Annotated in this window: 25 protein-coding genes and 1 tRNA gene; 12 read left to right on the plus strand and 14 right to left on the minus strand. The window is 65.0% G+C overall.

Translation table 11 applies throughout. The annotated features are described in order from the left end of the window. Nucleotides 1–15 precede the first annotated feature (15 nt). A complete protein-coding gene (locus AC1DOX_RS16530; protein ID WP_441619891.1) occupies nucleotides 16–1,620 on the plus strand; it encodes a glycerol-3-phosphate dehydrogenase/oxidase in 1,605 nt (534 codons plus the stop codon). A gap of 80 nt (nucleotides 1,621–1,700) precedes the next feature. Then, entirely contained in the window at nucleotides 1,701–2,084 is a 384-nt protein-coding gene (locus AC1DOX_RS16535; protein WP_092135396.1) for a hypothetical protein, read from the plus strand. Nucleotides 2,085–2,196: 112 nt separating this feature from the next. On the opposite strand, the gene AC1DOX_RS16540 is transcribed toward AC1DOX_RS16535, so the two are convergent. The 4 genes from AC1DOX_RS16540 to AC1DOX_RS16555 all read right to left on the minus strand — a co-directional run bounded on the left by AC1DOX_RS16540 (nucleotide 2,197) and on the right by AC1DOX_RS16555 (nucleotide 3,741). Further along, on the minus strand, nucleotides 2,197–2,415 hold the full coding sequence (locus AC1DOX_RS16540; protein WP_441620040.1) for a hypothetical protein: 219 nt from the start codon (nucleotides 2,413–2,415) through the stop codon (nucleotides 2,197–2,199). A gap of 95 nt (nucleotides 2,416–2,510) precedes the next feature. Continuing rightward, entirely contained in the window at nucleotides 2,511–2,735 is a 225-nt protein-coding gene (locus AC1DOX_RS16545) for a hypothetical protein (protein WP_092134445.1), read from the minus strand. Nucleotides 2,736–2,963: 228 nt separating this feature from the next. After that, complete coding sequence (locus AC1DOX_RS16550) at nucleotides 2,964–3,413, minus strand: YXWGXW repeat-containing protein (protein ID WP_092134446.1); 450 nt, start codon at nucleotides 3,411–3,413, stop codon at nucleotides 2,964–2,966. Between the two features lie 124 nt (nucleotides 3,414–3,537). Next, complete coding sequence (locus tag AC1DOX_RS16555) at nucleotides 3,538–3,741, minus strand: hypothetical protein (RefSeq protein ID WP_092134448.1); 204 nt, start codon at nucleotides 3,739–3,741, stop codon at nucleotides 3,538–3,540. Between the two features lie 196 nt (nucleotides 3,742–3,937). On the opposite strand from AC1DOX_RS16555, the gene yfiR reads away from it, so the two are divergent. The 4 genes from yfiR to AC1DOX_RS16575 all read left to right on the plus strand — a co-directional run bounded on the left by yfiR (nucleotide 3,938) and on the right by AC1DOX_RS16575 (nucleotide 9,264). Then, nucleotides 3,938–4,594 (plus strand): regulatory sequestration protein YfiR, encoded by a 657-nt coding sequence (gene yfiR / locus AC1DOX_RS16560; RefSeq protein ID WP_441619894.1) that lies wholly within the window; start codon nucleotides 3,938–3,940, stop codon nucleotides 4,592–4,594. Continuing rightward, nucleotides 4,591–5,886 carry a diguanylate cyclase DgcN/YfiN gene (gene dgcN, locus AC1DOX_RS16565; RefSeq protein ID WP_441619896.1) on the plus strand — a complete coding sequence of 432 codons (1,296 nt, stop codon included), beginning with the start codon at nucleotides 4,591–4,593 and terminating at the stop codon, nucleotides 5,884–5,886. The genes yfiR and dgcN overlap by 4 nt, the downstream gene beginning before the upstream one ends. 72 nt (nucleotides 5,887–5,958) lie before the next feature. Further along, nucleotides 5,959–6,444 carry an outer membrane lipoprotein YfiB gene (gene yfiB / locus AC1DOX_RS16570; RefSeq protein WP_441620042.1) on the plus strand — a complete coding sequence of 162 codons (486 nt, stop codon included), beginning with the start codon at nucleotides 5,959–5,961 and terminating at the stop codon, nucleotides 6,442–6,444. Nucleotides 6,445–6,687: 243 nt separating this feature from the next. Next, complete coding sequence (locus AC1DOX_RS16575) at nucleotides 6,688–9,264, plus strand: EAL domain-containing protein (protein ID WP_441619898.1); 2,577 nt, start codon at nucleotides 6,688–6,690, stop codon at nucleotides 9,262–9,264. A 35-nt stretch (nucleotides 9,265–9,299) separates the two neighbouring features. Here AC1DOX_RS16575 and AC1DOX_RS16580 read toward each other — a convergent pair whose 3' ends face one another. Together AC1DOX_RS16580 and AC1DOX_RS16585 are read right to left on the minus strand one after the other, a co-directional pair. After that, on the minus strand, nucleotides 9,300–9,575 hold the full coding sequence (locus AC1DOX_RS16580) for a hypothetical protein (RefSeq protein ID WP_441619900.1): 276 nt from the start codon (nucleotides 9,573–9,575) through the stop codon (nucleotides 9,300–9,302). Between the two features lie 70 nt (nucleotides 9,576–9,645). Further along, a complete protein-coding gene (locus AC1DOX_RS16585; RefSeq protein WP_441619902.1) occupies nucleotides 9,646–10,494 on the minus strand; it encodes a D-amino acid aminotransferase in 849 nt (282 codons plus the stop codon). Nucleotides 10,495–10,774: 280 nt separating this feature from the next. Here AC1DOX_RS16585 and AC1DOX_RS16590 point away from each other — a divergent pair, with 280 nt between their 5' ends. From AC1DOX_RS16590 to AC1DOX_RS16605, 4 genes are read left to right on the plus strand one after another with little or no spacing between them, the layout of a single operon-like run. Continuing rightward, a complete protein-coding gene (locus tag AC1DOX_RS16590; protein WP_441619904.1) occupies nucleotides 10,775–12,034 on the plus strand; it encodes a SpoIIE family protein phosphatase in 1,260 nt (419 codons plus the stop codon). A gap of 28 nt (nucleotides 12,035–12,062) precedes the next feature. Beyond that, nucleotides 12,063–12,656 (plus strand): SiaB family protein kinase, encoded by a 594-nt coding sequence (locus AC1DOX_RS16595; protein ID WP_441619906.1) that lies wholly within the window; start codon nucleotides 12,063–12,065, stop codon nucleotides 12,654–12,656. 21 nt (nucleotides 12,657–12,677) lie between these two features. Then, nucleotides 12,678–13,067: a DUF1987 domain-containing protein gene (locus AC1DOX_RS16600; protein ID WP_441619908.1), complete on the plus strand. Its 390-nt coding sequence runs from the start codon at nucleotides 12,678–12,680 to the stop codon at nucleotides 13,065–13,067. Nucleotides 13,068–13,123: 56 nt separating this feature from the next. After that, nucleotides 13,124–13,837 carry a GGDEF domain-containing protein gene (locus AC1DOX_RS16605; protein WP_441620044.1) on the plus strand — a complete coding sequence of 238 codons (714 nt, stop codon included), beginning with the start codon at nucleotides 13,124–13,126 and terminating at the stop codon, nucleotides 13,835–13,837. A gap of 124 nt (nucleotides 13,838–13,961) precedes the next feature. Here AC1DOX_RS16605 and AC1DOX_RS16610 read toward each other — a convergent pair whose 3' ends face one another. The 4 genes from AC1DOX_RS16610 to AC1DOX_RS16625 form a co-directional block, all read right to left on the minus strand. Beyond that, nucleotides 13,962–14,375, minus strand: a complete 414-nt coding sequence (locus tag AC1DOX_RS16610) for a cupin domain-containing protein (protein WP_092134460.1) — start codon at nucleotides 14,373–14,375, stop codon at nucleotides 13,962–13,964. Between the two features lie 28 nt (nucleotides 14,376–14,403). Beyond that, nucleotides 14,404–15,774, minus strand: coding sequence for an NAD-dependent succinate-semialdehyde dehydrogenase (locus AC1DOX_RS16615; RefSeq protein WP_441619910.1), 1,371 nt, complete (start codon nucleotides 15,772–15,774; stop codon nucleotides 14,404–14,406). Between the two features lie 63 nt (nucleotides 15,775–15,837). Next, nucleotides 15,838–16,815 (minus strand): Bug family tripartite tricarboxylate transporter substrate binding protein, encoded by a 978-nt coding sequence (locus AC1DOX_RS16620; RefSeq protein ID WP_441619912.1) that lies wholly within the window; start codon nucleotides 16,813–16,815, stop codon nucleotides 15,838–15,840. Between the two features lie 79 nt (nucleotides 16,816–16,894). Then, nucleotides 16,895–17,689, minus strand: coding sequence for an SDR family NAD(P)-dependent oxidoreductase (locus AC1DOX_RS16625; RefSeq protein ID WP_441619914.1), 795 nt, complete (start codon nucleotides 17,687–17,689; stop codon nucleotides 16,895–16,897). A 194-nt stretch (nucleotides 17,690–17,883) separates the two neighbouring features. Here AC1DOX_RS16625 and AC1DOX_RS16630 point away from each other — a divergent pair, with 194 nt between their 5' ends. Beyond that, entirely contained in the window at nucleotides 17,884–18,822 is a 939-nt protein-coding gene (locus AC1DOX_RS16630; protein ID WP_441619916.1) for a LysR family transcriptional regulator, read from the plus strand. A 45-nt stretch (nucleotides 18,823–18,867) separates the two neighbouring features. Next, nucleotides 18,868–19,002 (plus strand): hypothetical protein, encoded by a 135-nt coding sequence (locus tag AC1DOX_RS16635; protein WP_441619918.1) that lies wholly within the window; start codon nucleotides 18,868–18,870, stop codon nucleotides 19,000–19,002. Between the two features lie 35 nt (nucleotides 19,003–19,037). Here the strand turns inward: AC1DOX_RS16635 and AC1DOX_RS16640 are convergent, their stop codons facing one another. From AC1DOX_RS16640 to AC1DOX_RS16655, 4 genes are all read right to left on the minus strand, one after another. Next, a complete protein-coding gene (locus AC1DOX_RS16640; RefSeq protein ID WP_441619920.1) occupies nucleotides 19,038–20,135 on the minus strand; it encodes an acyltransferase family protein in 1,098 nt (365 codons plus the stop codon). Nucleotides 20,136–20,141: 6 nt separating this feature from the next. Beyond that, a complete protein-coding gene (locus AC1DOX_RS16645; RefSeq protein ID WP_441619922.1) occupies nucleotides 20,142–21,332 on the minus strand; it encodes a hypothetical protein in 1,191 nt (396 codons plus the stop codon). A 135-nt stretch (nucleotides 21,333–21,467) separates the two neighbouring features. Continuing rightward, nucleotides 21,468–21,558: transfer RNA gene (locus tag AC1DOX_RS16650), tRNA-Ser, on the minus strand. Between the two features lie 79 nt (nucleotides 21,559–21,637). Then, complete coding sequence (locus tag AC1DOX_RS16655) at nucleotides 21,638–23,689, minus strand: sodium:solute symporter family protein (protein ID WP_441619924.1); 2,052 nt, start codon at nucleotides 23,687–23,689, stop codon at nucleotides 21,638–21,640. Nucleotides 23,690–23,733: the final 44 nt, after the last annotated feature.

The following is a 23,733-nucleotide window of genomic DNA, read 5'->3' on the forward strand; positions in this document are numbered from 1 at the left end:
TATTCGACCATCACCATGCCAACACCTGCTACCCCCATCCAGCCACCTTCGCGCGCCGACCTGCTCGCCACGCTGTCGCGCGAGGCCCGATGGGATGTCATCGTCATCGGCGGCGGCGCCACCGGCCTGGGCACGGCGGTGGATGCCGCCTCACGGGGCTATCGCACGCTTCTGGTGGAAGCGGCCGACTTCGCCAAGGGCACGTCGAGCAAGGCCACCAAGCTCGTGCACGGAGGCGTGCGCTACCTGGCCCAGGGCAACATCAGCCTGGTGCGCGAGGCGCTGCACGAACGTGGCTTGCTGGCCCGCAACGCCCCGCACCTGGTGTGGCCGCTCGGCTTCGTGGTGCCGGCCTACCAGATGTTCGACCAGCCGTTCTATGGCATCGGCCTGAAGGTCTACGACATGCTGGCGGGCGGCCTCAACCTGTCCGGCAGCCGCTGGCTCAATCACCGCGAGACCCTGCAGGCGGCGCCCACGCTGGCCGAGCACGTCGGCGGCCGTCCGTTGCGCGGCGGCAATCTCTATTTCGATGGCCAGTTTGACGACGCGCGCCTGGCCGTGGCCCTGATGCGCACGCTGTTCGATGTGGGCGGCACCGCCGTCAACTACATGCGCGTGACCGGCCTGTCGCAACGCAACGGCGTGATTACCGGCGTGACGGCGCAGGATGCGCTCGGCGACGCCACCTTCGACTTGCGCGCGGACTGCGTCATCAACGCCACGGGCGTGTGGGTGGACGCGGTGCGGCAGATGGAAGACGGCCACGCCCGCAGCATGGTGGCGCCCAGCCAGGGCGTGCACCTGACGCTGCCCAAGAGCTTTCTGCCCGGCGATCGTGCGATCCTGATCCCGAAGACGGACGACGGACGGGTGCTCTTCCTGGTGCCCTGGAACGGCCACACCATTGTCGGCACCACGGACACGCCGCGCCAGGACCTGCCGCTGGAGCCGCGAGCGACCGGCGACGATGTCGATTTCATCCTGGAAACGGCCTCGCGATACCTGGCGCGCGACCCGACACGCGCGGATGTGACCAGCGTGTGGGCCGGTTTGCGCCCGCTGGTCAAGGCGACCGGCGAAGCGTCCACCGCATCGTTGTCACGCGAGCACACCATCCTGGTATCGAAAGCGGGCCTGATCACGGTCACCGGTGGCAAATGGACCACCTACCGCAAGATGGCTGAAGACGTCATGGCGACGGCGATCCAGCGCCAGCTGCTCAAGGCGGCGCCGGGCAGGACGGAAGACCTGCCGCTGCACGGCGCCACCGGCATGCCGGCGGACCTGCCGCCGGCCGGCTCGGGATCGCCGGACCGCTACTACGGCGCCGACCTCCCCCTCGTACGCGCCCTGCCCGGCGCGGACAACCTCCTGGTGCCCGCCGCGGGCCTGACCGAGGCCCACGTGCGCTTTGCCGCCCGCCACGAACTGGCGCGGCGCGTGGAAGACGTGCTGGCGCGGCGCAATCGCGCCTTGTTCCTCGACGCAAAGGCGGCACTGGCCGGTGCGCCGCAGGTGGCGGCGATCCTCGCGGAGGAACTCGGACACGATGCGGCCTGGCAGGCGCGCGAACTGGAGAGCTTCGGCACGCTGGCCAGGGGATACATGCTCGACTGAATGTATAAACGTGCGCAATCGGGGCGGCCGTGGTGGAGGACTTGGGCGATAATGCGGGCTATCGCATCAGGGAGAACACCATGGACGAGATTGATGATCTGTCCGATTTGCCGATGCCCCGGTTCATCTGGGGTTTCGCCGTCATCGCAGGCAAGGGCGGCGACATCATGCACGACGAATTCGAGTATCTGACCCACACCCGCAGCCCGCGCTTCACGTGCCGCGTGGTCGAGCTGGAGGACATGCCGGCCGACAGCGAGGAATCGGGGATCGACGGGCGCATCGTCCACTACGACGAGCCGGACCGCCTGTTCTACATCACCGATGCGGGTATGGCGCTGGTGAATTTCCAGCTGTTTGACAAGCTGCCCGACAAGGACAAGCTCAAGAAGGTGTGCGACGAAGCCATCGCCAACTGGATGCTTCGCCGCGACTTCCTCGGCGACGAGGAAGACGAAGGCTGACCGGAAGTTCGGGGGAAAGCCCCCGGGATCCGGGAAAATCAAGGCCCGCGGACTGCGGGCCTGGCAGCCTGCCCCCGCTCCTCACCGGAGCGGGGCGACCATCACCGGGAAATTATTCCCCCAGCCCCTTTTCCACCACCTCGGCCAGCAGGCCGCTCATCCCGCCGGGATGATCCTTGGCCAGTTCCTGCAGACGCGCCACCAGCTTGCCATCCAGCTTGCAGGCAAACGGCACCAGGCCAGCCTGCTGGTCCAGCTTGCGCTGCTCGCGGCGGTCGATCTTCGCGCCCTGCGCCACGCCGCCTGCACGCGTTGCCGCCGCGTGCTTCATGTCGTGGGCAATCTTGAGGCCTTTGTTCTTTTCCAGGTCCGTCTTCTTCACGGGAATTCTTTCGATGGGATGGGAAGGCCGCTATTGTACCGGCCTCACTCGGTCCGGACCTCGATCAGGCCGGAAGCCACGCGTTCGATCTCGCAATAGACCGGCATGGCCTCCAGCGGACCGGTGCAGCCGACGCCGGACGCCTGGCTCGCGCTCGCCCCCGGCGGCAGGAAGACAAACGCCATGCCGGGCTGGAAGCCTGGATGTTTGCGCAAGCTGTCGTTGAGGATGTCGAGGTACTGCGAACGCGAGAAGACCTGCTTTGCCATGTCTAGCCTCCGGGTGGGTGACCCCTGCCCCGCGCCATGCCTGCGCCGTTCTGTGCGGCGGCTGGCATAAGAGGTCGCTTCAAAAAATCCTGGCGTCGTTGCGCGGCCTTGTCGTACCACTTGTACTGCCTGCGGCCGCGCGCCTAGCCAGGACCGCTTCACTTCATTTTGAAGCAACCTCCAAGTCGCGGGTCCGGAGATCCTAGCATGGCGCTCCGCGCTCCCTTCTCAGCATTCGCCCTTCTTGGCGTGGCCGGGCGGGCAGTGGTAGCCGCCCTTGCCGCGATGACCATGGTCATGATCATGATCGTAGTCATGGTCATGATCGTGGCCGCGGCGGTCCCAGTCCGGCCCCTGATTCCAGCGACCCGGCTGCATCACCCAGCCATTGCTGGCCTGCACCCAGCGCGGCGACTCGTAGACGTAGCCCGGGCGCGCCTTGGCCCACTTGCCCTTCTTCCAGTTGTGCTTGTGGTAGTGGTCGTCCCAGTCCCAGTAGCCAGGCTGCCAGATGTAGCCGGGGCGTGGCCCAGGTACGACTTCGTAGACCGGGGCTGGCGGCGCGACGCCGATGCCGATGTTGATATTGACCTGTGCCATGGCGCTGGGCGCGAAGGCGATTGCCGACCAGAGCAAGGCGGCGGCCGTTACGGCGCGCACGACGGTGCGGTGTGTCATGGGGGACCCTTTTCCATATTGTGATGACTACGGCAGCAGTCTAGCCGACCCCGCGCAGGGGCCGGTGTAAGAAAGGGTATCGGGAAGTTACGCGGCACCAACGGGGGCACCGCGCCGGTGGCCGTCAGTGATCGGCGGCCATCGCTTTCAGTTCGGCGTCGCCCGCCACGCGCGCGGCGTCTGACGTCGTGAAGGTGTCGTCGGACACCATGGTGCGCCGGATCTGCTGCGCACTGAAGTCCACCAGGGAAATGACCCACACATAGCGCCCTGCCTGGGGCGCGGTCTGCACGAAAGCCTTCAGCTGCGGTCTGGATTCGGTCGCCATGGTGCTCCTCCGTAGACAAACGCGTCCACAAACTCTAGCACATCCAATCCAGACGACCGGCACCCGCCTACAGCGTTTGACCCAGTGCCACCGCGTGCATTTCAGGCTACAGTTTTTTTGACAAGTGCCGACACCCATTGGAGTACCAACCGCCACCAAATTGCCGCGCATCGCCATCCACCCTCCCCAGCACCCCATGGCTGAACCAGGTTGTCCGCTCCCTGATCGGCCACGGCGCAGCATCGCCCGCGCCCGCCGCCATGGACTGGCCGCGTTGCTGGCATGGCTGGCTGGCGCGATGCCCATCGTACTGACGCCTGCCGTGGCCGCACAGACGCCACAGGCAACACAATCTCCGGCCTCGGCCGCGGCACCAGCCTCCGCACCCGCCGCCGCGCCGGTGCCGCGCCCGGAGGCGGTCGCGCGTGTCGTCATGAGCCTGCTCAGCTACGCCCGCTGGCCCGCCGAACGCGAGACGCTGCGCCTGTGCGTTGACAACGGCACCCGCTACGCCGGCAAGCTGATGGAAGGCGGCACGCTATCCACCGGACGCCTGGTCGAGGTGCGGCGCGTGGACGTGATGAGCGATGCCCTGACACCGGACTGCGATGCGCTGTACCTCGGCACCATGACCGATACGCGCCGCAAGAAGCTGGCGGCCGACCTGACTGGGCGCCCGGTGCTGGTCATCGCCGAAGAAGACTTCGAATGTGAGGTTGGCAGCATGTTCTGCCTGAATATTCGCGAGAACCAGGTCTCGTTCCGCGTGAACCTCGATTCCATCGCCCGCAGCGGCATTCATGTCCACCCGGGTGTGCTGCAACTGGGACGTCGCAAGACGCCGGCATCATGAACACGCCCGGCCCGCGCCCTACCCCACCTTCTCCGCCCGCGCCGCCTGCCACTCACGCGCGGCCCACGCTCTACAGCACGCTGCGGCGTATCCACCTCAGCGTCGCTCTGATCGCCGTCTGCACGGCCGGGCTTTCGCTGACTGCGCTCGGCCTGACCGCGCTACGCGTCTATGCCGACCACAACCTGCGGCTCGTGGCGCGCTCCATTGCCTATACGCTGGAAGCGCCAGTCGTGTTCCGCGACGAAGCCGCCGCGGCCGAGACCCTTTCCGTCATCGCCGCCGGCGAGGACGTCACCACCGTCGCGGTGTTCGACCGAGACCACCAGCCGCTGGTCACGTGGCAGCGCCCCGGCCAGGACCGCTTTCCGCAATTGCGCAGGCTGGCTGGCGACCTGCTGACGTCCGGCCCGGTGGAGCAGCCGATCTATCACGAATCCTTGCAGGTGGGCAGCGTGCGCGTGGCGGGCGACCCCATCGCCCTGCTGCATTTCCTGCTGCAGGGCACGCTGGGCCTGCTGGCGTGCCTGTTGCTGACGGCCGTGGGCGCGCACTACATGTCCAGCCGCATGATCGTCCACATCATCGACCCGGTGCGAAACCTCATGCGCGTGGCCCATGCGGTGCGGTCCGAACGTGCGTTCGACCAGCGCCTGCCGCCGGCGCGGATCGCGGAACTCAACGCGCTTTCGGAAGACTTCAACGTGCTGCTGGATGAGCTGGAGGCGTGGCAGAACCAGCTACAGCATGAGAACCGTTCGCTGGCGCACCGCGCCACCCACGACAGCCTGACAGGATTGCTCAACCGCGCCGCCTTTACCGAAGCGCTCGAGCATGCCGTGCGCACCGCGGCGGCGTGCAACCAAAACGCCGCCTTGCTTTACCTGGACAGTGACGACTTCAAGGGCATCAACGACCGCTATGGCCATGCCGCCGGCGATGCCGTGCTCGTCGGCATCGCCCAGCGCATTCGCACCTGCGTGCGCGAGAGCGACCTGGTCGCGCGCCTGGGCGGCGACGAATTCGCCGTGCTGGTGGGCCCGCTGCGGCAGCCGGAAGACGCCGTGCTGGTGGCCGAGCACATCCTTGCCGTCATGGCGGACCCGATCGCGCTGCCGGACGGCACGCACATCGTCGCGCCGCTCAGCATCGGCATGGCCGTCTATCCGTTCCACGCCCGTGCCGGCTCCGCGCTGCTGCACGCGGCCGATGCCGCCATGTACGGCGCCAAGCGCCAGTCAGGCGCCACCTGGCGCAGCGCCGAGACCATCCCGCCAGACGCGCACGTGTAGGAGGTCGCAATGACGCTCCGCCCGACCGGCCGCCAATCCGGCTGCCAACCGGGCCACCGGTGGCTCGGTGCGATGGGCATCGCCGTGGCACTGGCACTGGCGTTGGCGCTGGGCGGTTGCCAGAGCGCGCCGCAGCAGCCGCCGCCCGGCAAGCTCACGCCGGCCCAGATTGCGGTGCTGAAGGATGAAGGCTTTGCGCTGACCGATAACGGCTGGGAACTGGGTCTCTCGCACAAGGTGCTGTTCGGCTTCGATGAAGACTTGATTACCCCGGAGCGCCGCGGCGCCGTCGTGCGCGTGGGCCTGGCGCTCAATGCCGCCGGCATCGAGCGGCTGCGCGTGGACGGCCATACCGACGCCGCCGGCACCGTTGCCTACAACCAGCAGCTCTCCGTCCGGCGCGCCGAGGCCGTGGCCCGCTTGCTGTCCGCGTGCGGCTTTCCCCGCGAGCACATCGAGGTGCGTGGCCTGGGCAAATCCCGCCCGGTGTCCGACAACCGCACCGCCGCGGGGCGGGCCGAGAACCGCCGCGTAGCGATCATCGTCACGGTCGACTAGAAACCGAAGAAACACTCTAATTCGCCAGGTAGTGCGGTCAGATCCGCCCCGGCACTGACGCCCCCGGCCACGGTGACCCCGAAGATGGGTTGACGCCGTGTCCCGCCATGCGAAATGCCGGGCAAACCCTGCCCGCCAACCGTCACGAACGGTCGTACACTCGCGCCTGTGCCGTCTGGCCGAGAGCGGGGTTTCCTGCGCGGGCGCGCATCACCGAATTCCAATAAAAGAAAGCAAGAAAGCATGCGCACCCAGGCGCTGGAGCAGGCAATAGACGCCGTGGTCGTGGTCAACGCGCGTAATCAGGTCACCCTGTTCAACGCCGCTGCCGAGGCCTTGTGGGGATTGCAGCGTTCAGCCGTACTAGGGCGATGCGCGAGCCGGCTCGCGCTGGACGACCTTGGCGGCCATCATGCGCGACAGGCCGGCCAGCCTGACGTCGACATCGCGTTCGACCTCACCATCACGCGTCCCGACGGGACGACGCGCCGTGCACAGTTGCGCACGGCCGCCTTTGCTCCCCTCGACCCCGACACCCTCGCATCCGTAGCCGCGAATGACGCCGACCTGCAGTACGCCGCATTCCTGCGCGAAGACAGTGGCGATGGGCTGAGCCCGGCCGGGCTGCGCATGGTCTCGCTGTGCCTGGACCATGCCGAGAATCCGGTCATGATCACCGACGGCCGCGGCATCGTCTGCCACATCAACGGCGGCTTCACGCGTCTGCTGGGCTATGAGCGCCATCAGGCCGTGGGCCGCCTCTGGCACGACCTGCTCAAACCGATCAACGCCCGCCCGGAGATGATTCCGCCGCTGCTGGCGCCGCTGATCGAAGGCCGACCGCTCCAGCGCGAAGCACTGGTGGCCAACAAGAGCGGCCAGCCGCGCTGGCTGTCCGTGGCCGTCAGCCCGGTCATGGCCCGGCCGGGCAGCCGGCCCGCGCCGCAGGCCCCAGGGCAAGGCGGGCTGGTCAATGCGGTCTGCGTGCTGACCGACATCACGGCCACCAAGCTGCGCGAATCGATCCAGCACCGGACGCTGGAAGCGTTGGCGCAAGATCTGCCGACCGCGGACATCATGGCCGACCTCTGCCGGCAAGTGGAACGGATGGCGCCGGGCACCGTGGCCTCCGTGATGCGCGTGGCCGACGGTCGCCTGCGCATGGTGGCGATGCCCTCGGCACAGCCTGCGTCCCTCGATCACTTCGACAACCTGCCGATCGGCCTCCAGTCGGGGTCCTGCGGCGCCGCCGCCTTCCTCGGCCAGCCCGTGGCGGTCAGCGACATTGCGCAGGACCCGCGCTGGGAACTGCTGCGCGACCACGCCCTCGCGGCCGGCTGGGCCGCCAGCTGGTCCACACCGGTGCGCGCCGCCGATGGCCGCGTGCTGGGCACCTTTGCCCTGAGCTTCGCCCAGCCGCGCCTGCCGGACGCCTTCCACCAAAACCTGGTGACCGTGGCCGCGCACCTGTGCGCGCTGGCGCTGACACACGACCAGGCGCAGGAACGCATCCACCGGCTGGCCTATTACGACGCGCTGACCGGCCTGCCGAACCGCCAGTTGCTCCTCGCCCGTGCCGACGAAGCCGTGACGCGAGCCAATGCCGAGGGCACGCCGCTGGCATTGCTGTTCATCGACCTGGACGACTTCAAGCGCGTCAATGACGTGCAAGGGCACGTGGCCGGCGACCGCTTCCTGAGCGAAGTGGCCGCGCGCCTGCTGCATGAGGCCGGCGAGCACGATACCGTGGGCCGGCTGTCCGGCGACGAATTCGCGATGCTGCTACCGCATTGCACGCGCGATGACGCCGTGGCCACGGCGCAGCACCTTCTGCGTGCATTGGCAGCACCGATCCACATCTCGCGCGGGCTGAGCCTGTCGCCGTCGGCGAGCATCGGCATCAGCCTGCTGACGGAGAACGCGCGCGACCGCGAGACGCTGCTGCACCATGCCGACCTCGCCGTGTACCAGGCCAAGCGGCGCGGCAGCCACGTGTGCGTGTATGACAGCGTCCTCGCCCGCCGCCTCGGCGACCGCCGCACGCTGGAGCAGGAACTGCGCGAGGCCATCGCGGAGGGCCAGTTGCGCATGCATTACCAGCCGCAGATCCATTTGCCGACCGGCAGCCTGTGGGCCGTGGAAGCGCTGGCGCGCTGGGCCCATCCGCGGCGCGGCGATATCGCGCCGTCCATCTTCGTGCCGCTGGCCGAGGAAACGGGGCTGATCGTGGCGCTGGGCTACTGGGCCGTGCGCGAGGCCTGCGCCCAGCAGGCCCGCTGGCGGGCGCGCGGCGCGGCGGTGCCGGCGATCTCGGTCAACCTGTCGCCGCTGTGCATCCGGGACCCCGGCCTGCCGGACATGGTCGCGCAGGCGCTGGCCGCGAACGGCCTGCCAGCCGGCGACCTGACTATCGAACTGACGGAGAGTGTTTTCCTCGATCTCACGCCGGCTGCGGAAGCCACCATTGCGGCGCTGCGCCAGCTGGGCGTGCGGCTGTCGATCGACGATTTCGGGACGGGATTTTCGAGCCTGAGCCGACTGACGCGGCTGCCCGTGGAAGAGATCAAGCTGGATCGCAGTTTCCTGGTGGACCTGGAAACCAGCGAGCCCACGCGCACGCTGGTCGAAGCCGTGATCCGTATCGGTCGGGCGCGGAACCTGACGGTGGTGGCCGAGGGCGTGACGACCGCTTTCCAGCGCCAGTTCCTGCTCGACCAGGGCTGCCACGTGGGCCAGGGCTTCCTGTTCTCGCAGCCGCTGCCGGCACGGGCCATCGAGGGCTGGCGGCCGCAATCAGGCTTCCCCGGCCTGCCACACTAGGAATACGAAGGGACCCGCTGGCGCTCCGTCGGCGACTAATCGCCGAACGGGTTCGGCACGCTGCTTGGCGGGTCGTCGCCGAGGTCGAACTCTTCACGCACCTCGTCCACCACGGCGCGGATCGCGGCCTCGAAGCCGCGCGCGTTGCCAAAGCGGCCCATATCCCAGTTGCGGCCGCGGGCATCCCGCTCGTGCGGCTGGGGGTCCGGCACCCGGATCAGCGTTCCATCGTCGGCGATCTCGTCGATCTGCTGGATGCGCCGGCTGACCTCTTCCTTCAGGACACGCCGGCTGCGCTCGCGCTTGGCCATGACTGGCCTCCTTTCGGTGGTTCGTCCGCGGGCATCCTAGCACGCGGCCACCGGGCGGTCACAGCACCGCTTACAGGGCCGATTTCGCCGCCTGGTAGCCCGCGTAGAGGCGCTGGAACAACGGACCCGGCTTGCCCGTGCCGATGGTTCGGCCATCGATCGTGACGACCGCCAGCAGTTCCTTGCTGGCCGAGGAAATCATGACCTCGTCGGCGGCAAATACCTCGTCACGTGTGATGCGGCGGGCTTCCAGCGAAATATCCAGCGCCGCGCACAGTTCTTCCATCAGGCCGTAGCGAATGCCTTCCAGGATCAGGTTGTCCTTGGGCGGCGCCTCCAGGCGACCCTTCCTGACGATCCACACGTTCGACGACGACGCTTCCGTCAGGAAGCCGTCGCGGAACTGGATGGCTTCCGTCACGCCATGCTCGGCGGCGACCTGCGCGGCCAGCACGTTGCCCAGCAGCGAGGTCGACTTGATCTGGCAGTTCAGCCAGCGACGGTCTTCCATCGTCACGCAGGCGACACCGGCTTCGACGGCCGCCGCCGGTGGCAGCGCCATCGGGTTGGTCATGATCAGCACGGTGGGGGTGACGTCCTTGGGGAATGCATGCGCGCGCTTTGCCACGCCGCGCGTGACCTGCATGTAGACCATCTGGTCAGACAGGCCGTTGGCTTGCACCACGCGATCGATCAGCGCCAGCCATTCGGCCTCGCTGTACGGATCTGGAATGCCGATCGCGGCCAGGCTGCGCTTCAGGCGCGCCAGGTGCTGCTGGCCGCGGAACGGCTTGCCGTTGTAGAGCGGGATGACTTCATAGATGCCGTCGCCAAAGATGAAGCCGCGATCCAGTACTGGGATGCGGGCTTCGGACAGGGGGAGGAGCTCCCCATTCAGGTAGACGACGGCTTCGGACATGGCGGACACGGTAAGGGGATCAAGAAACTGGATCAGGAAACAAGACATTCTTCCACATGGCTTGCCCTGCCTTTATGCAAATTCAGCATCCCGGCCACGAAAACCTGCCACCCCGCGCCGGCAAGGGCGGGAGCGCGCTGCGCGGCCAAGCGAAAGCGCTGCTGCCGCCACCCCACTCCAGAGGGGCTTTAACCTTTGATTTGCAAGGAAAAACGTCACGGAGACGACACGCACGCCGCCTAAACTCGGGGCCACTTTTCCATCACTGGCTCCTCCCGTCATGTCCGGCGTCCTGGTTGATCCTTTCGCTGCCCGTCCGCGCTTCCGGCAGCCTTGCGCGGAGGATCTGGCCGTTGCGAGGCCGTCTGTCACCACGGACCAGACCAACCAGGACGTGCTCGAGGTCTTTGCCGTGCATCGCGACCTGGCCTGCCTGCCGGTGACCGAGGACGACCGGCCGATCGGCCTGATCAACCGGTCGATCTTCCTGTCGCAGATGAGCAAGCCGTATCACCGCGAGCTCTACAACCGCAAGAGCTGCATCGCGTTCATGGACAAGGAGCCGCTCGTGGTGGATGCGGCCATGAGCATCGACGCGCTGACCTTTCGCGCCGTGGAGTACGGCGAGAAAGCACTCGCGGACGGCTTCATCATCGCGCGTGATGGCAAATTCGTTGGCCTGGGCCAGGGCCTGCAGCTGATGCGCGTGGTGGCCGACATGCAGGCCGAACGCAATCGCCAGATCATGCACAGCATCGACTACGCCAGCACGATCCAGCGGGCGATGCTGCGCACGTCGCGCGAGATGCTGGCGACCACGCTGCCCGACGCCGCACTGGTGTGGGAGCCGCGCGACGTGGTCGGCGGCGACTTCTATCACTTCGCCGCGTTCGAGGACGGCTGGTTCGCCGCGCTGGCCGACTGCACCGGACATGGCGTGCCCGGCGCGTTCATGACGCTGATCGCCTCGTCGCTGCTGACGCAGGCCATCGAACAACAAGGCCCGCGCGATCCCGGTGCGCTGCTGATGGCCGTCAACCGCGGCATCAAGCAGATGCTGGGCCAGATGCCCGGCCAGATGGGTAGCCAGCTCGAAGGCCACGCCGGCACATCGGCGTCCGACGACGGCATGGATGCCGCCTTCTTCTGGTTCGACAACGCCACGCGGCAGCTTACCTTCGCCGGCGCCAAGTCCGCGCTGTTCGTGCTGCAACCCGGCGACGCGGAAGGCGAAATGCTCAATGGCGCCCGGATCGGCGTGGGCTACGTCGATACCGACATGGACTTCGCGTGGCAAAACAGCACGGTGCCGACGCGCACCGGCACGCTCGTGTTTGTCACCACCGACGGGCTGATCGACCAGATCGGCGGCCCGAAGGAGATCGCCTTCGGCAAGCGCCGGATGCGCGAAGCGATCCGCGCCAGCCGCGACGCCCCGGCCGTGCAGATCAGCCAGGCGGTGCTTGAGGTGCATCGCGCCTGGCAGGGCCCGCATCGTCGCCGGGATGACCTGACCTTCTTCTGCTTCCGCGCCCGCTAGCCTCACGGCGCGCCAATTCGCCCCCCACATGACCGTCGCACAACCCGCACTGTCCGCCGCACAATCGATTGACCATGAATATGAGCCCTTCTTCGCGATGGCTCGGGAACGTAAAGTGATCTTCTACTACGTCGGGTATTTCTCGCAGAACATCATCGCCGCCATGTCCGACGCGGTACGCCTGCAACTCGCCGTGAGCGGCGTGGATGGCACCACGCGCCGCAAGCTGTTTTCATCGTTCGTGGAAATGGCGCAGAACATCGTGCACTACTCGTCCGACGCACTGACGCCGCCCACGCAGGACAACGGGCAGCTACGCCACGGGTCCGTGTGCATCAGCATGGTGGACGAACACTATCGCCTGATGTGCTCGAACCCCGTGGCCACCGCGCGCGTGCAGCAGCTGCGCGCCACGCTGGAGCCGCTGCGCACGATGACGCTCGACGAAATCAAGCAAGCCTACAAGCAGACCCTGCGCGCCGAGGCGCCGCAAGGCAGCAAGGGAGCCGGGCTCGGCTTCCTGACGATGGCGCGCGATGCCAGCGCACCCCTGGAGTACAACTTTCAGCCGATCGATACCGATCCGGTCTCGACGATGTTCCAGCTCGTCGCCACGATCTGACGGTATCGACAAGAGCCTGCCATGGAAAACCTGTTCATCGCCGCCACGCCGACCTCGCCCGAGGTCAGCTTCGACTTCGAGCGGCACGTCCTCTCGCTCAAGGGCGAGTCCTACCCCGAGAACGCCGCGGTGTTCTACGGCGAGGCCATCATGCGCCTGCGCAAATACCTGGCCGCGCGCGAAGGCGCCGAAGTCACCGTCAACGTGGCGCTGACCTACTTCAACAGCTCGAGCACCAAGATGCTGTTCAGCATGTTCGACGCACTGAACGAAGCCGCCGAGCGTGGCAACCGCGTCCGGCTGCACTGGTTTCACGACGAGGACGACGACACCATCCTGGAGTTCGGTCAGGAACTGCAAGCCGACTTCCCGGCCATCGCGTTCTTTGACGAAGTGACGACCGGCAGTTGAACCCGCCGCTTGCCGCTGCCGTTCCAGCCGCCACCTCCCCCGTCATTCCCGTCGCCATGTCCGAGCCCGACCTGTTCGAATCGGAGAACAGCGCCCTGGCCCATGCCAGGGCCGTGTTTTGCGATGTTGATGCGGGCGAGGAGGCCTACCGCCATACGCTCGGCCAGCTGATCAGCTACTACGAGCGCCTGGTGCGCGAGACGCGCCGGCTGATCCGCCGCAGCGATCGCGAGGAGCTGGAAATGAACCGGCTCAACCATCGACTGCAGGAACTGGCGCAAGAACTGGAATATCGCGCGACGCACGACACGCTGACCGGCGCACTGAACCGTGGCGCCGTCATCGACCGCGCCACCGCGGCATTGGCGCGCGGCAGCCTGGCGTTGATCGTGCTCGACATCGACCATTTCAAGCGGCTCAACGACACCTTCGGCCATCCGGTCGGCGATGCCGTCATCTGCGGCGTCACGGCCTGCCTGAAGAACGCAGTCGGCACGGAAGGCGCGATTGGCCGCGTGGGCGGTGAGGAATTCGCCGCGCTACTGCCCGGGTTGACGCTGGACAAAGCGACGAGCCTGGCGGAGCGCATGCGCGAGGCCATCGCCGGATACCGCTTCCCCGCGCCGGTCGACCGCGAGGTGACGGCCAGCTTCGGCGTCAGCTGGACCGCCGAGGGGCGCACGTTCGAATACGCCTACGGCCGCGCCGACGAAGCGCTATACCAGGCCAAGCGGGACGGCCGCAATCGCGTGACGCGGGCCGGAGCATGAACGCGCGGGCGTTCGACCGCTCTTCTCAAAGGCAGAACCGCGCCGACGTGATGCGGCGCCAGCTCGGGCTTCCCGGAAGCCCGCCGCACGCAACCGAGCGCGGCTGGGCGGAAGCGCTATCGCTTTAGCTGTTGTGCTCGGCGGCAATGGGACGAGTCTCGCCGGTCTCCACAAGGGTGCGGCTCGCGTCCGTGGAGCCATAGATCCACAGGATCTTCATGGGCGCCGTCGCCGACGCATTGCGGAAGCGATGCGGCACGTTCGGGGGAATGAAGGTGGCGTCGCCCTTCTTGACGGGAATCGATTGTCCATCGATATCGAAGATGGCCTCGCCATCGATCAGCACAACACTCTCTTCGGCATTGTGGTGGTGGAAAGGAATCTCGGCGCCTCCACCGAACTCGGTATAGCCCGTGATGAAAGCCGTGGCGCCCGCCCCCTTCCCCACCAGGGGCGTCGTGCGGGCGCCGCCGCCGCGCTCATGTGTCTTGATGGTGTCGGGCTTCAGCAGCACGGCATTGGATTCTGTCTTGATCATGGCATTGCCTTGAGAATGAAGAATAGGTTCAGTGGGCAGGGCCAACCCACACCGTCTTGATATTGGTGAACTCGCGGATACCGAACTCGCCAAGTTCGCGGCCGTAGCCGGATTGTTTGACGCCACCGAAGGGCAACCGCGGATCGGAGGCAACCAGGCCGTTTACGAACACCGCGCCAGCCTCGATGCGCCGGGCCAGCGAGTGGGCCCGCTCCAGATCGCCGGTCCAGAGTGCCGCGCCCAGGCCAAACTCGGTGGCATTCGCCATCGCGATGGCCTCGTCAGCGCTGCCGACCCGAATGACTGCCGCAACGGGCCCGAACGTTTCCTCCACGGCTGCGGCCATGTCTGGTGTGACCCGGTCCAGAATGGTCGGCGCGTAGAAGAAACCCGGTCCCTCGATCGGATGGCCGCCCAGCGCGACCACGGCGCCTGCGCTAACACTGCGCTCCACCTGCGAATGGAGATCGCTGCGCAGATTGGATCTGGCCAGCGGGCCCACGGTTGTGCTGCGATCCGTTGGGTCGCCAACTCGCAGCATGCGCGTGGCGGCGCAGAAGGCGGCGACGAAGCGGTCTGCAACGGCGTCTTCCACAATAAAACGCTTGGCGGAAATGCAACTCTGGCCCGTGTTCGAGAACCGCGCCTTCACCGCCATGTTTGCGGCAGCCTCCACGTCCGCGTCGGCCAGCACGATGAACGGATCAGAACCGCCGAGTTCCAGGACCTGCTTCTTCATCAGGCTACCGGCCTGGGCGGCAACCAGCTTGCCAACGGCCGTCGAACCGGTGAGCGTCACCGCCGCAACGCGTACATCGGCCAGAACGCCGGCCACCTCCGATGCATCGATCATCAACGTGGAAACCAGGCCCTCGGCCGCGCCGGCTTCCCGGAAGACGTCCGCCAGCGCCAGCGCGCATTGGGGCACGTTGTTGGCATGCTTGAGCAGGGCCGCATTTCCCGCGGCGAGTGCGGGGGCGGCAAATCGAATGAACTGCCAGAACGGGTAGTTCCAGGGCATCACCGCGAGAACCACGCCCAGCGGGTCGAATACCACGCGGCTATCCGCCGCATTGCTCGGAACGCGGACGTCGGCGAGGAAGCCCGGCGCGGCATCGGCATAGAAGTCGCAAGTCCACGCCGATTTCTCGATTTCGGCCTCGGCTTCCGCGAGCGGCTTCCCCATCTCGGCGGTGATCATGGCCGCATATTGATCACGGTTACGGCGAAGCACCTTTGCCACTTCCGCCAGAAGCACGCAGCGCTCTTGCACCGACCGCATGCGCCAGGCCTGTTGCGCCTGCGCCGCGCGTTGCAGCTTGCGCTCGACATCTTCCGGGCGATCGAGCGGATAGCGGCCGAGCTCCGCACCCGTGGAGGGATTGAATGAAACGATCATGGGTAGATTGGTAGCAGGTTGTCTGGCGAACGCGGCCATGGCGAGGCCGCGTTCACACAAAGGTCAGATGGGTTCGCTGCCCAGTACCTTGCGCCGGATCAGGTCTTCAAGCGTACCGGCATCCTTTGCCAGTCTCGCCTTGAATGCGTCCGGCGTGCTGTTCACGATGTCGAATCCGTTCTGGGCGAAGTGCCGGGCGACTTCCGGGTTGCGCATGACTTCCGAGGTGGCCGCCACGATCTTGTTCCGCGTGTCCGCCGGCAGTCCACTCGGCGCGACCAGACCGACCCAGGTGGGATACTCCAGCCCCGGGATGGACTCGCTCATCGTGGGGACACCCGGCAACAGCGCAGACCGCTTCGACGAGCCTACGGCGATTGCACGGACCTTGCCCGCCTGGATATGGGGGAGCAGCACCGATATGCCGGCGAAGGCGAAGTCGATATGCCCTCCCAGCAGGTCTGTGATCATCGGGGCAGCGCCCTTGTAGGGAACGTGAGTGGTCTTGAGTTGACGAGCCAGGGCCATCTGCGCACTGTTGACGTGCCCTGCGGAGGCCAGCCCCGAAGTGCCGTAGGTCGTGCCCGGGTGGGCTTTCAGATACGCGATCAACTCTTCCAGGTTCTTCACGGGGAGATCGCCCCGGGTCACCAGGATTTGCGGTGTCGTCACCAGCAGGTTCAGGTAGTCGAAGGACTTGAAGGTGTCGTACCGCAAGCCCTTCATGATCTGGTAGTTGGCCGCCTGCGTATCGAGCGCCAGCATCAGCGTATAGCCATCGGGCTTGGCTCGCGCGATCTCCGCCGCGCCGATGGATCCGCCTGCACCCGGCTTGTTCTCGATCACGATGGGTTGCCCGAGCTTCTCGCCGAGGGCCACACTGATGATGCGCGCCGTCTGGTCGACAGCGCCGCCCGGCGCGAACGGTACGATCAGCCGGATCGGCTGATGCGGGTACGTCTGCCCCGAGGCCAATGCGCTGGCGCCGGCGCATAGGGCGAACACCGCGGCATTGAACAACCTCCGATAGAAGGATGCCATCTTTGTCTCCTATTTTTTTCTGGTATGGTCTGCCCCGCGTCCGCGAGCACGTATGCCCGGCTGGACGCCAATGCCGGAATCAGGGCGTGCTTGCGATCAGGCCGCCGTCGATGACGATCTCGGTGCCGGTGACGTACCGGCTCTCGTCGGCTGCCAGGAACAGGGCGGCATGGGCCGTGTCCCAGGCATCGCCCATATGCTTCATCGGAATCTGATTGTTTCGGCGCGCGAGGAAGCCATCCGGATCGCCTTGCGCGTACTTCTGGACCAGGTTGTCGAGCAGAGGCGTTTGCATCAGCCCGGGCACCACGCAGTTCAGGCGGATACCCTCCGCAGCGTGAATGACGGCCGTCGTCTTCGTGAACTGGATCAGCGCAGCCTTTGCCGCGGCGTAGGCGACCTGGGGCTTGCCCACGTAGCGCAGGCCGGCAACCGACGACACATTGATGACCGAACCGGCGCCCTGTTTGCGCATGACGGGCAGTACGTGCTTGCAGGCGAGGAACGCACCCTTCAGGTTCACTTCGATCTGCGCATCCCAGACGGCTTCCGTCATATCCACGGGACCACCAGGCTGCGACAGCCCAACGTTGTTGACCAGGATGTCGATGCGACCGTGCTGCTCGAGGCAGCCGTTCACCGCGCGCTCCACGTCTTCGGCCCTGGTGGAATCGCACCGCACCACCGTTGCCACGTTGCCTTCTTCCTCGATGCGCTTGCGCGTATCTTCCGCGTTCTCGAGGTGCAGGTCGGTGCCAAAGATCGTGGCGCCCTGGCGGGCCATCAGGACTGCCATGGTCCGGCCGTTACCCCAGCCTTGTGCCACGGAGCCGCACCCCATGATCAGGGCAACCTTGTTGGTCAGTTTGAACATTCGACTTATCTCCTTGTACGGCGCTCCTCGTATGGCGCCTTGGGCGGTCACATCCGCCGACGTGGTGCACATCGTAAGTAGCGGCGATTGATAAGTGAAATTCTTTATATCTATCCAATGATAGGATTCAGGAATTAATCGTCCCCTTCGCCGTGGCGCGGAGGGTTCAACCCGCACGATCAAAGGAACGCAGCGTGAATGTGATCCCCCGCCAGCTCCGAATCTTCCTGGCGCTTGCCGAGTCGCTCAACTTCAGCCGCACGGCCGAGCAGTTCTTCGTCACGCAACCATCGCTGAGCAAGGCCGTGAAGGACCTGGAGGCGGAACTGGGCGTCACCCTGTTCGAGCGCTCGACGCGCTCGGTGCGCCTGACGCCGGCCGGCGAACGCATGACTTCACTCGCAAGGCGCGTGGTCGGCGAATACGACAGCGGCCTTCAACGCCTGCAGAGCCTGGCCGACCTGGAAGCCAACCATGTGGCCATCGCCGCGATCCCATCGCTCGCGAACGCCGTGCTGCCTGGCGTGTGCGCCAAACTGGAGAGCCGCTTCGCCGGAACACGCTTCACCATTCATGACGGCACCAATGCGTCCACGATCCAGCGCCTGATCAACTACCAGGTGGATTTCGCCCTGGCGTCCGCCGCCCCCTCGCACCCCGAACTGGAGTACGAGGAAGTCATGCGCGACCGCTTTGCCCTGCTGGCACCAGCGGCATGGAAAAAACTGGTGCGACCAACCATGCGCATGGAAGAGCTTGTCGACCTGCCGCTGATCAGCGGCACCGATGCAAGCACCGCCAAGGAGTATGTGAGTGCGGCCTTCCTGCAGCGAGGCGTCGTCTTCCGACCGAAACTTTCATTTGACCAGGTGGCCACCGCGACGGGGTTCGTGCGCCAGGAAGTGGGCATCGCGATTCAACCTTACCTGGGCGTCATGCCGCTCCTGGATTTGCGGGGTATGCGACTTTGCCAGATCGAGGATGGCCCGATCCGATCCGTCGGCATCGTCAGACGCAAGGGCTCATCCTTGTCGCCCATCATCGAGCAAGCGTTGGAGGAAGTGCGCGCGGCGGCCAGGCAGTTGGTGCGCCAGCTTCCGGCATGGATTCATCCGCCCGTGGCTTCGTCGTGAGGCGGAGGCGATCTGATTGGGTGGGTATCTGTTCAGGCGGTGGGCGTGCGTTGGAGCCGTGGACTGGAGATCGAGGCAAGCTCCCAGCTTTCGTCGAAGCGGAAACGCGTGCGCGCCGACGAAGCGCTGTACAAGGCCAAGCGGGATGGTCGCAATCGGGTGACGCAGGCCGGTGCGTGAACTCGCGGGCGTGGTTGGCCCGGGTCTTCTGAGGGTTAGGAGATAGTCTCCCCAGACAATCGTTGCCCACGGCGAGACATGATGTAACCGCTGAACCTCTTTGCAGCGATGATCCCAAGCCGGTCCACAGAAGACAGTAATGTCGCGCACCCTATGCAGATCGCGACAATCGAGAGGTTTAACAACAGCTTCTGAACGTGAGTCGGGTCCTCTATCCATCGATAGGCATTGTTGCCATACGCGAGGAAAAGCGGTCCATGTATCAGGTAGAGCGGAAACGATATGCGACCCAGAAAGCGACTGAGGTCGCCAGAAAGAAAATTCGAGATTAGCCTGCTGAATACCGACGACGCCGTCAGCATGACAGCAACGACCAAATATGCCCCCGGCCGATTGCCGATCACAGGAAGAAAGCCTGCGCAAAGTATGCCTGCCCCGAAAATCAGCAGTAACGCTTTCCCCCACAGACTGTGGTTGCGCTCCATGACTCCTGACGCATGTACCTCGGCAAGAACAAGGCCAATGATGAATGCCGTGTATATGGGATCGACAAGGAATGTCACCACGCCAAGCACAGCATACAGATACACGCGACGATCGAGCCGGCCTGCCACGAACAACGTGCCAATGACGAGCGCTGAGCCCCATAGCTCAAAACTCATGGTCCATAGGGGACCGATCAACGTTTTCGCGGGATCATATGCAAAGAAGACGTCGAAAAGCGAGAATCGAAACACATTCAGCAAGGTGGGGCCAGTGGGGAGGAAGGCCTGAAATATCGGCAAGCGGTGTTCGACAGACGGTACAAGACCCAGGGCAAAGAATAGGTACAGCAGCAGCGCAACGACAAGAATCGGGACAGCCAGCCGCGCGTATCGCCCGAGCGAGATGCCAGTCAGAATGGTTGGGTCATGACGGCGACAAAAACCGATCGATAGCGAGAATCCGGATACAACGAAAAACACCCATACCGCGAGCCCTGCATTGAAGATGCCCATTCGCGAAAGTATCAACGTGACCCGATCGCTAATCGGAAATCCTTCGCCGAATGTATGCGCCAGGAGAACAACTAGGGCCCCCCAGCCGCGCAATCCATCCAGAAAGTGGAGGCGGCTATCGCGAATCGAGTTCATTGGTAGCTACAGAAAAGTGCCGAGAGGCAGGAAATATGCGGCCAGATACCATACAACCCCGAATAGCACATGCAGCCCAAAAGCGCCCCAGGCGGGCCATGCTCGCCGCCATGGCATCCCCGTCAGCGCTATCGTGCTTTCCACGTAAAGCAAGAATGTCACCGTCTGTCCGGTCCAAGCGAAATTGCCATGCATCATGCGCGGACCTGACTCGGCAACGCAGAGACTGATTGCCATTCCCACCACGTACATGAACCACGCAAACCGCAGTTCGTTGGACCAGGCACGCTGACGCCAAATGACCGCGCCTGCCACTAAGGGAAACAGCAAGGACGCGGGCAGTTTGGCCAACACATCAGATGAGCCTCCGTAGACGACGAAAGGCGCAAATGTCAGCCCCTGCCCCTCGCCAGCCCCGTTGAAAGTCATCAGGAACTGTAGCGCCAGCGCAATGCTGGCAGGTACGGCGACCAGCGCCAAGTTGCGGGCGGCTAACCGCCACGATCCGGAGAGACCACGGTAAAGTTCGACAGCACAAACGCAAGGCAGAAACGCGATCAGGAACGACGGCTTCGCCACTGCAGACAAGACAATGCCAATTGGCAAAAGCACTCGCCACGCCCAGTGGTTACGGCCTTCGAAGGCCAGCATGAAATAAGCGGCAACCACTGGAACCGCAAGCGCTTTTGATAGTACTTGCGTCGGATTGTGATAGACCGTTGGCGCAATATAACCGCGATAAAAATTCAGACTGAAGGCTGATTGCAGAAATATGTGCGATGCAACCAGCACCAGCACCGCAGCAGAGACTTTTGACAACAGGCTAAGCGAAGGGATCAACCTCTCGATACGAAGCGCAATAACCGCCGCCATCGATGCGTAGCACAAAGACATCAGCGCGACCGTGGCTATCTCATAGGAAATCCCCGTGAGTCGGTTGGCGGCAATCAGCAGAATCTGAAACAAGAAGTGCGGCGATACGATATCCGCAAACTTGTGAATCGACTTCGCATATTCGATGTGAACCCAAAAATCGAAGGGCTTAGCCTGAGCCGGCAGGTACGGCAGCATGGGAAACAGGAAGATGACCAGCGCCGCCACCGCCGCGATCCACACCGGCGCTGTTGCGCGGTGATTGCCCACACTCGGGGCCTCGGATGACGTTGCCACTGCAGTGTCCACTGCACTTTGCTCCATTACTCACTCCGAACGGATGAGACGCTGGCGTAAAGGCTGTCATTCCACAGCCACCTCGACCCTATTTCAGACCCAGAGGCCAAAAACAACAAAGCCGCAGAGCCCTTGATTTATAGGGCTTTGCGGCTGGTGTTCTGGCGGAGAGAGGGGGATTCGAACCCCCGATAGGCTATTAACCTATACACGCTTTCCAGGCGTGCGACTTAAACCGCTCATCCATCTCTCCGGGAAGTCCGCGATTATAGCAGAGCTTGCCAGCCTGTCCAGCCCCTTTCCCGTCGCGCGGACACAACCGCCCTCCTCGCCTACCCCTTGCGCAGATAGTTGACCATGCGGTCGATGACCGGGGCGTTTCTCGGTGTCACCAGACTCACCAGGATGGCCGCGGCGAAGCCTGCCGGGACGCCGAAGGCGCCCGAGGCGATCGGGTCCACGCCGAACCAGCGGTTGCCAAAAATCCCCGTCATCCGCGTGAAGAACGGATAGTTGACGAAGATGTAGTAGACCGCCACGGCCAGACCGGTGGCCATGCCGGCCACGGCGCCGGCCGCTGTCGTGCGGCGCCAGAAGATCGCCAGCACCAGGACGGGGAAGAAGCTCGATGCTGCCAGCGAGAACGCCGCCCCTACCAGGAACAGAATATTCCCCGGCCGCAGCGACGTGACGTACGACGCGAACAGCGCCACCCCCAGCAGCACGATCTTGGCCGTGGTCACGCGCCGCTGGTGGCTCGCCTGCCGGTCGATCATGTGATAGTAGACGTCGTGAGACAGCGCGTTGGCAATCGTCAGCAGCAGTCCATCGGCGGTGGACAGCGCCGCGGCCAACGCGCCGGCCGCCACCAGCCCCGAGATCACATACGGCAGGCCGGCGATTTCCGGGGCGGCCAGCACGATCATGTCCGGCTGGATCAGGACTTCCGCCCACTGGACGATGCCGTCGCCGTTGACATCGCGAATCCCGAACACCGGCGGATCCACCTTGCGCCACTGCACCACCCATTGGGGCAGCTCCGCGTACGGCGTGCCGACCAGGTGCTGGAAGAATTCCACCTTGACCAGCGCCGCCAGCGTGGGCGCCGACACATACAGCAAGGCGATGCAAAACACAGCCCATGCCACGGAGTTGCGCGTCTCTTTCACCGATGGCGTGGTGTAGAGCCGCGTGAGGATGTGCGGCAGGCTGGCCGTGCCCAGCATCAGGCAGAACACCAGCAGCACGAAATTCAGCCGCTTGGTCTTGCGATCTTGCTCGGACGGTGCGGGATATGGCTCGGTCGACGGCGTCAGCGGCTGGCTGCGTGCCAGCGCGTCTTCGCGCATCTGACCCCACTGCTGCTGGGCATCGGCCACATCCACCGGAAACGCCTGCCGTTCGCGCTCGACGCCCTTGATCTCGCGCAGCGGCGCGTTGCGGGCACGCAGGTCCAGCAGCTTCGCGTCCAGCGCGTTGCGCTCCTCATCGAATGATTGCGGCAGGCGCGCAATGCGATCCTGCAGCTGGATCGCCTGCTGGCGGAACATCTCGCGCACCTGTAGCTCGGCGGGGTCGCGATCCAGCCGCTTCTCGGCCTTGTCGATCTGGACCAGCAGCGAACCGTAGCTGACCTGCGGCAACACCTCGTGGTGATGCTTCCACGCGATCAGCGACACGGTCAGCAGGAACGCCGCGATCAGCATGATGTACTGCGCTACCTGCGTCCAGGTGACCGCGCGCATGCCGCCCAGGAACGAGCAGACCAGGATGCCGGCCAGCCCGAAGAACACACCGACCGCAAACTCCACGCCGATGAAGCGCGTGACGATCAGCCCCACCCCCTGTATCTGGGCGACCAGATAAACGAACGAGCACAGCGATGCCGCCAGCACGGCAATCGCCCGCACGGGCATGTTGCCGCCAGGCTTGCCATTGCCGTAGCGGGCAGCGAGGAAATCGGGAATCGTATAGCCGCCGTACTTGCGCAGGTATGGCGCGAGCAGGAAAGCCACCAGGCAGTACCCGCCGGTCCAGCCCATCACGTAGGCCAGCCCCTCGTAACCGGAAGCGAACAGGATGCCGGCCAGGCCGATGAAGGATGCCGCGCTCATCCAGTCCGCGGCGATGGCCATGCCGTTGAACAACGCGGGCACGCGCCGCCCCGCCACGTAGTACTCGGTGAGGTCCGATGTCCGGCAAATCAGCCCGATGCACGCATAGATCGCAATCGTGACGAACAGGAACACGTAGCCGAGCCACAGGGCGTCGGCGTTGGAATGCTCGAGCAAGCCCATCATGCCGACAAAGCCGAACAGCCCGAGGGTGAACAGCCCGTAGTACAACATCAGCCGGCGGCGGAAGCGCGACTGGGCGTCAGGCATGAGCGAAGGTAGGGGTCACGTTGGCGAGCGGTTCGTCCGTGCAA

The sequence above is a fragment of the Cupriavidus sp. 01L415 genome, from assembly GCF_056400065.1.

What these genes read in the sequence shown, in the direction of transcription:
- AC1DOX_RS16530 (WP_441619891.1), top strand. Translation starts at nt 16, where the DNA reads ATGCCAACACCTGCTACCCCCATCCAGCCACCTTCGCGCGCCGACCTG.
- AC1DOX_RS16535 (WP_092135396.1), top strand. Translation starts at nt 1,701, where the DNA reads ATGGACGAGATTGATGATCTGTCCGATTTGCCGATGCCCCGGTTCATC.
- AC1DOX_RS16540 (WP_441620040.1), bottom strand. Translation starts at nt 2,415, where the DNA reads ATGAAGCACGCGGCGGCAACGCGTGCAGGCGGCGTGGCGCAGGGCGCG.
- AC1DOX_RS16545 (WP_092134445.1), bottom strand. Translation starts at nt 2,735, where the DNA reads ATGGCAAAGCAGGTCTTCTCGCGTTCGCAGTACCTCGACATCCTCAAC.
- AC1DOX_RS16550 (WP_092134446.1), bottom strand. Translation starts at nt 3,413, where the DNA reads ATGACACACCGCACCGTCGTGCGCGCCGTAACGGCCGCCGCCTTGCTC.
- AC1DOX_RS16555 (WP_092134448.1), bottom strand. Translation starts at nt 3,741, where the DNA reads ATGGCGACCGAATCCAGACCGCAGCTGAAGGCTTTCGTGCAGACCGCG.
- yfiR (WP_441619894.1), top strand. Translation starts at nt 3,938, where the DNA reads ATGGCTGAACCAGGTTGTCCGCTCCCTGATCGGCCACGGCGCAGCATC.
- dgcN (WP_441619896.1), top strand. Translation starts at nt 4,591, where the DNA reads ATGAACACGCCCGGCCCGCGCCCTACCCCACCTTCTCCGCCCGCGCCG.
- yfiB (WP_441620042.1), top strand. Translation starts at nt 5,959, where the DNA reads ATGGGCATCGCCGTGGCACTGGCACTGGCGTTGGCGCTGGGCGGTTGC.
- AC1DOX_RS16575 (WP_441619898.1), top strand. Translation starts at nt 6,688, where the DNA reads ATGCGCACCCAGGCGCTGGAGCAGGCAATAGACGCCGTGGTCGTGGTC.
- AC1DOX_RS16580 (WP_441619900.1), bottom strand. Translation starts at nt 9,575, where the DNA reads ATGGCCAAGCGCGAGCGCAGCCGGCGTGTCCTGAAGGAAGAGGTCAGC.
- AC1DOX_RS16585 (WP_441619902.1), bottom strand. Translation starts at nt 10,494, where the DNA reads ATGTCCGAAGCCGTCGTCTACCTGAATGGGGAGCTCCTCCCCCTGTCC.
- AC1DOX_RS16590 (WP_441619904.1), top strand. Translation starts at nt 10,775, where the DNA reads ATGTCCGGCGTCCTGGTTGATCCTTTCGCTGCCCGTCCGCGCTTCCGG.
- AC1DOX_RS16595 (WP_441619906.1), top strand. Translation starts at nt 12,063, where the DNA reads ATGACCGTCGCACAACCCGCACTGTCCGCCGCACAATCGATTGACCAT.
- AC1DOX_RS16600 (WP_441619908.1), top strand. Translation starts at nt 12,678, where the DNA reads ATGGAAAACCTGTTCATCGCCGCCACGCCGACCTCGCCCGAGGTCAGC.
- AC1DOX_RS16605 (WP_441620044.1), top strand. Translation starts at nt 13,124, where the DNA reads ATGTCCGAGCCCGACCTGTTCGAATCGGAGAACAGCGCCCTGGCCCAT.
- AC1DOX_RS16610 (WP_092134460.1), bottom strand. Translation starts at nt 14,375, where the DNA reads ATGATCAAGACAGAATCCAATGCCGTGCTGCTGAAGCCCGACACCATC.
- AC1DOX_RS16615 (WP_441619910.1), bottom strand. Translation starts at nt 15,774, where the DNA reads ATGATCGTTTCATTCAATCCCTCCACGGGTGCGGAGCTCGGCCGCTAT.
- AC1DOX_RS16620 (WP_441619912.1), bottom strand. Translation starts at nt 16,815, where the DNA reads ATGGCATCCTTCTATCGGAGGTTGTTCAATGCCGCGGTGTTCGCCCTA.
- AC1DOX_RS16625 (WP_441619914.1), bottom strand. Translation starts at nt 17,689, where the DNA reads ATGTTCAAACTGACCAACAAGGTTGCCCTGATCATGGGGTGCGGCTCC.
- AC1DOX_RS16640 (WP_441619920.1), bottom strand. Translation starts at nt 20,135, where the DNA reads ATGAACTCGATTCGCGATAGCCGCCTCCACTTTCTGGATGGATTGCGC.
- AC1DOX_RS16645 (WP_441619922.1), bottom strand. Translation starts at nt 21,332, where the DNA reads ATGGAGCAAAGTGCAGTGGACACTGCAGTGGCAACGTCATCCGAGGCC.
- AC1DOX_RS16655 (WP_441619924.1), bottom strand. Translation starts at nt 23,689, where the DNA reads ATGCCTGACGCCCAGTCGCGCTTCCGCCGCCGGCTGATGTTGTACTAC.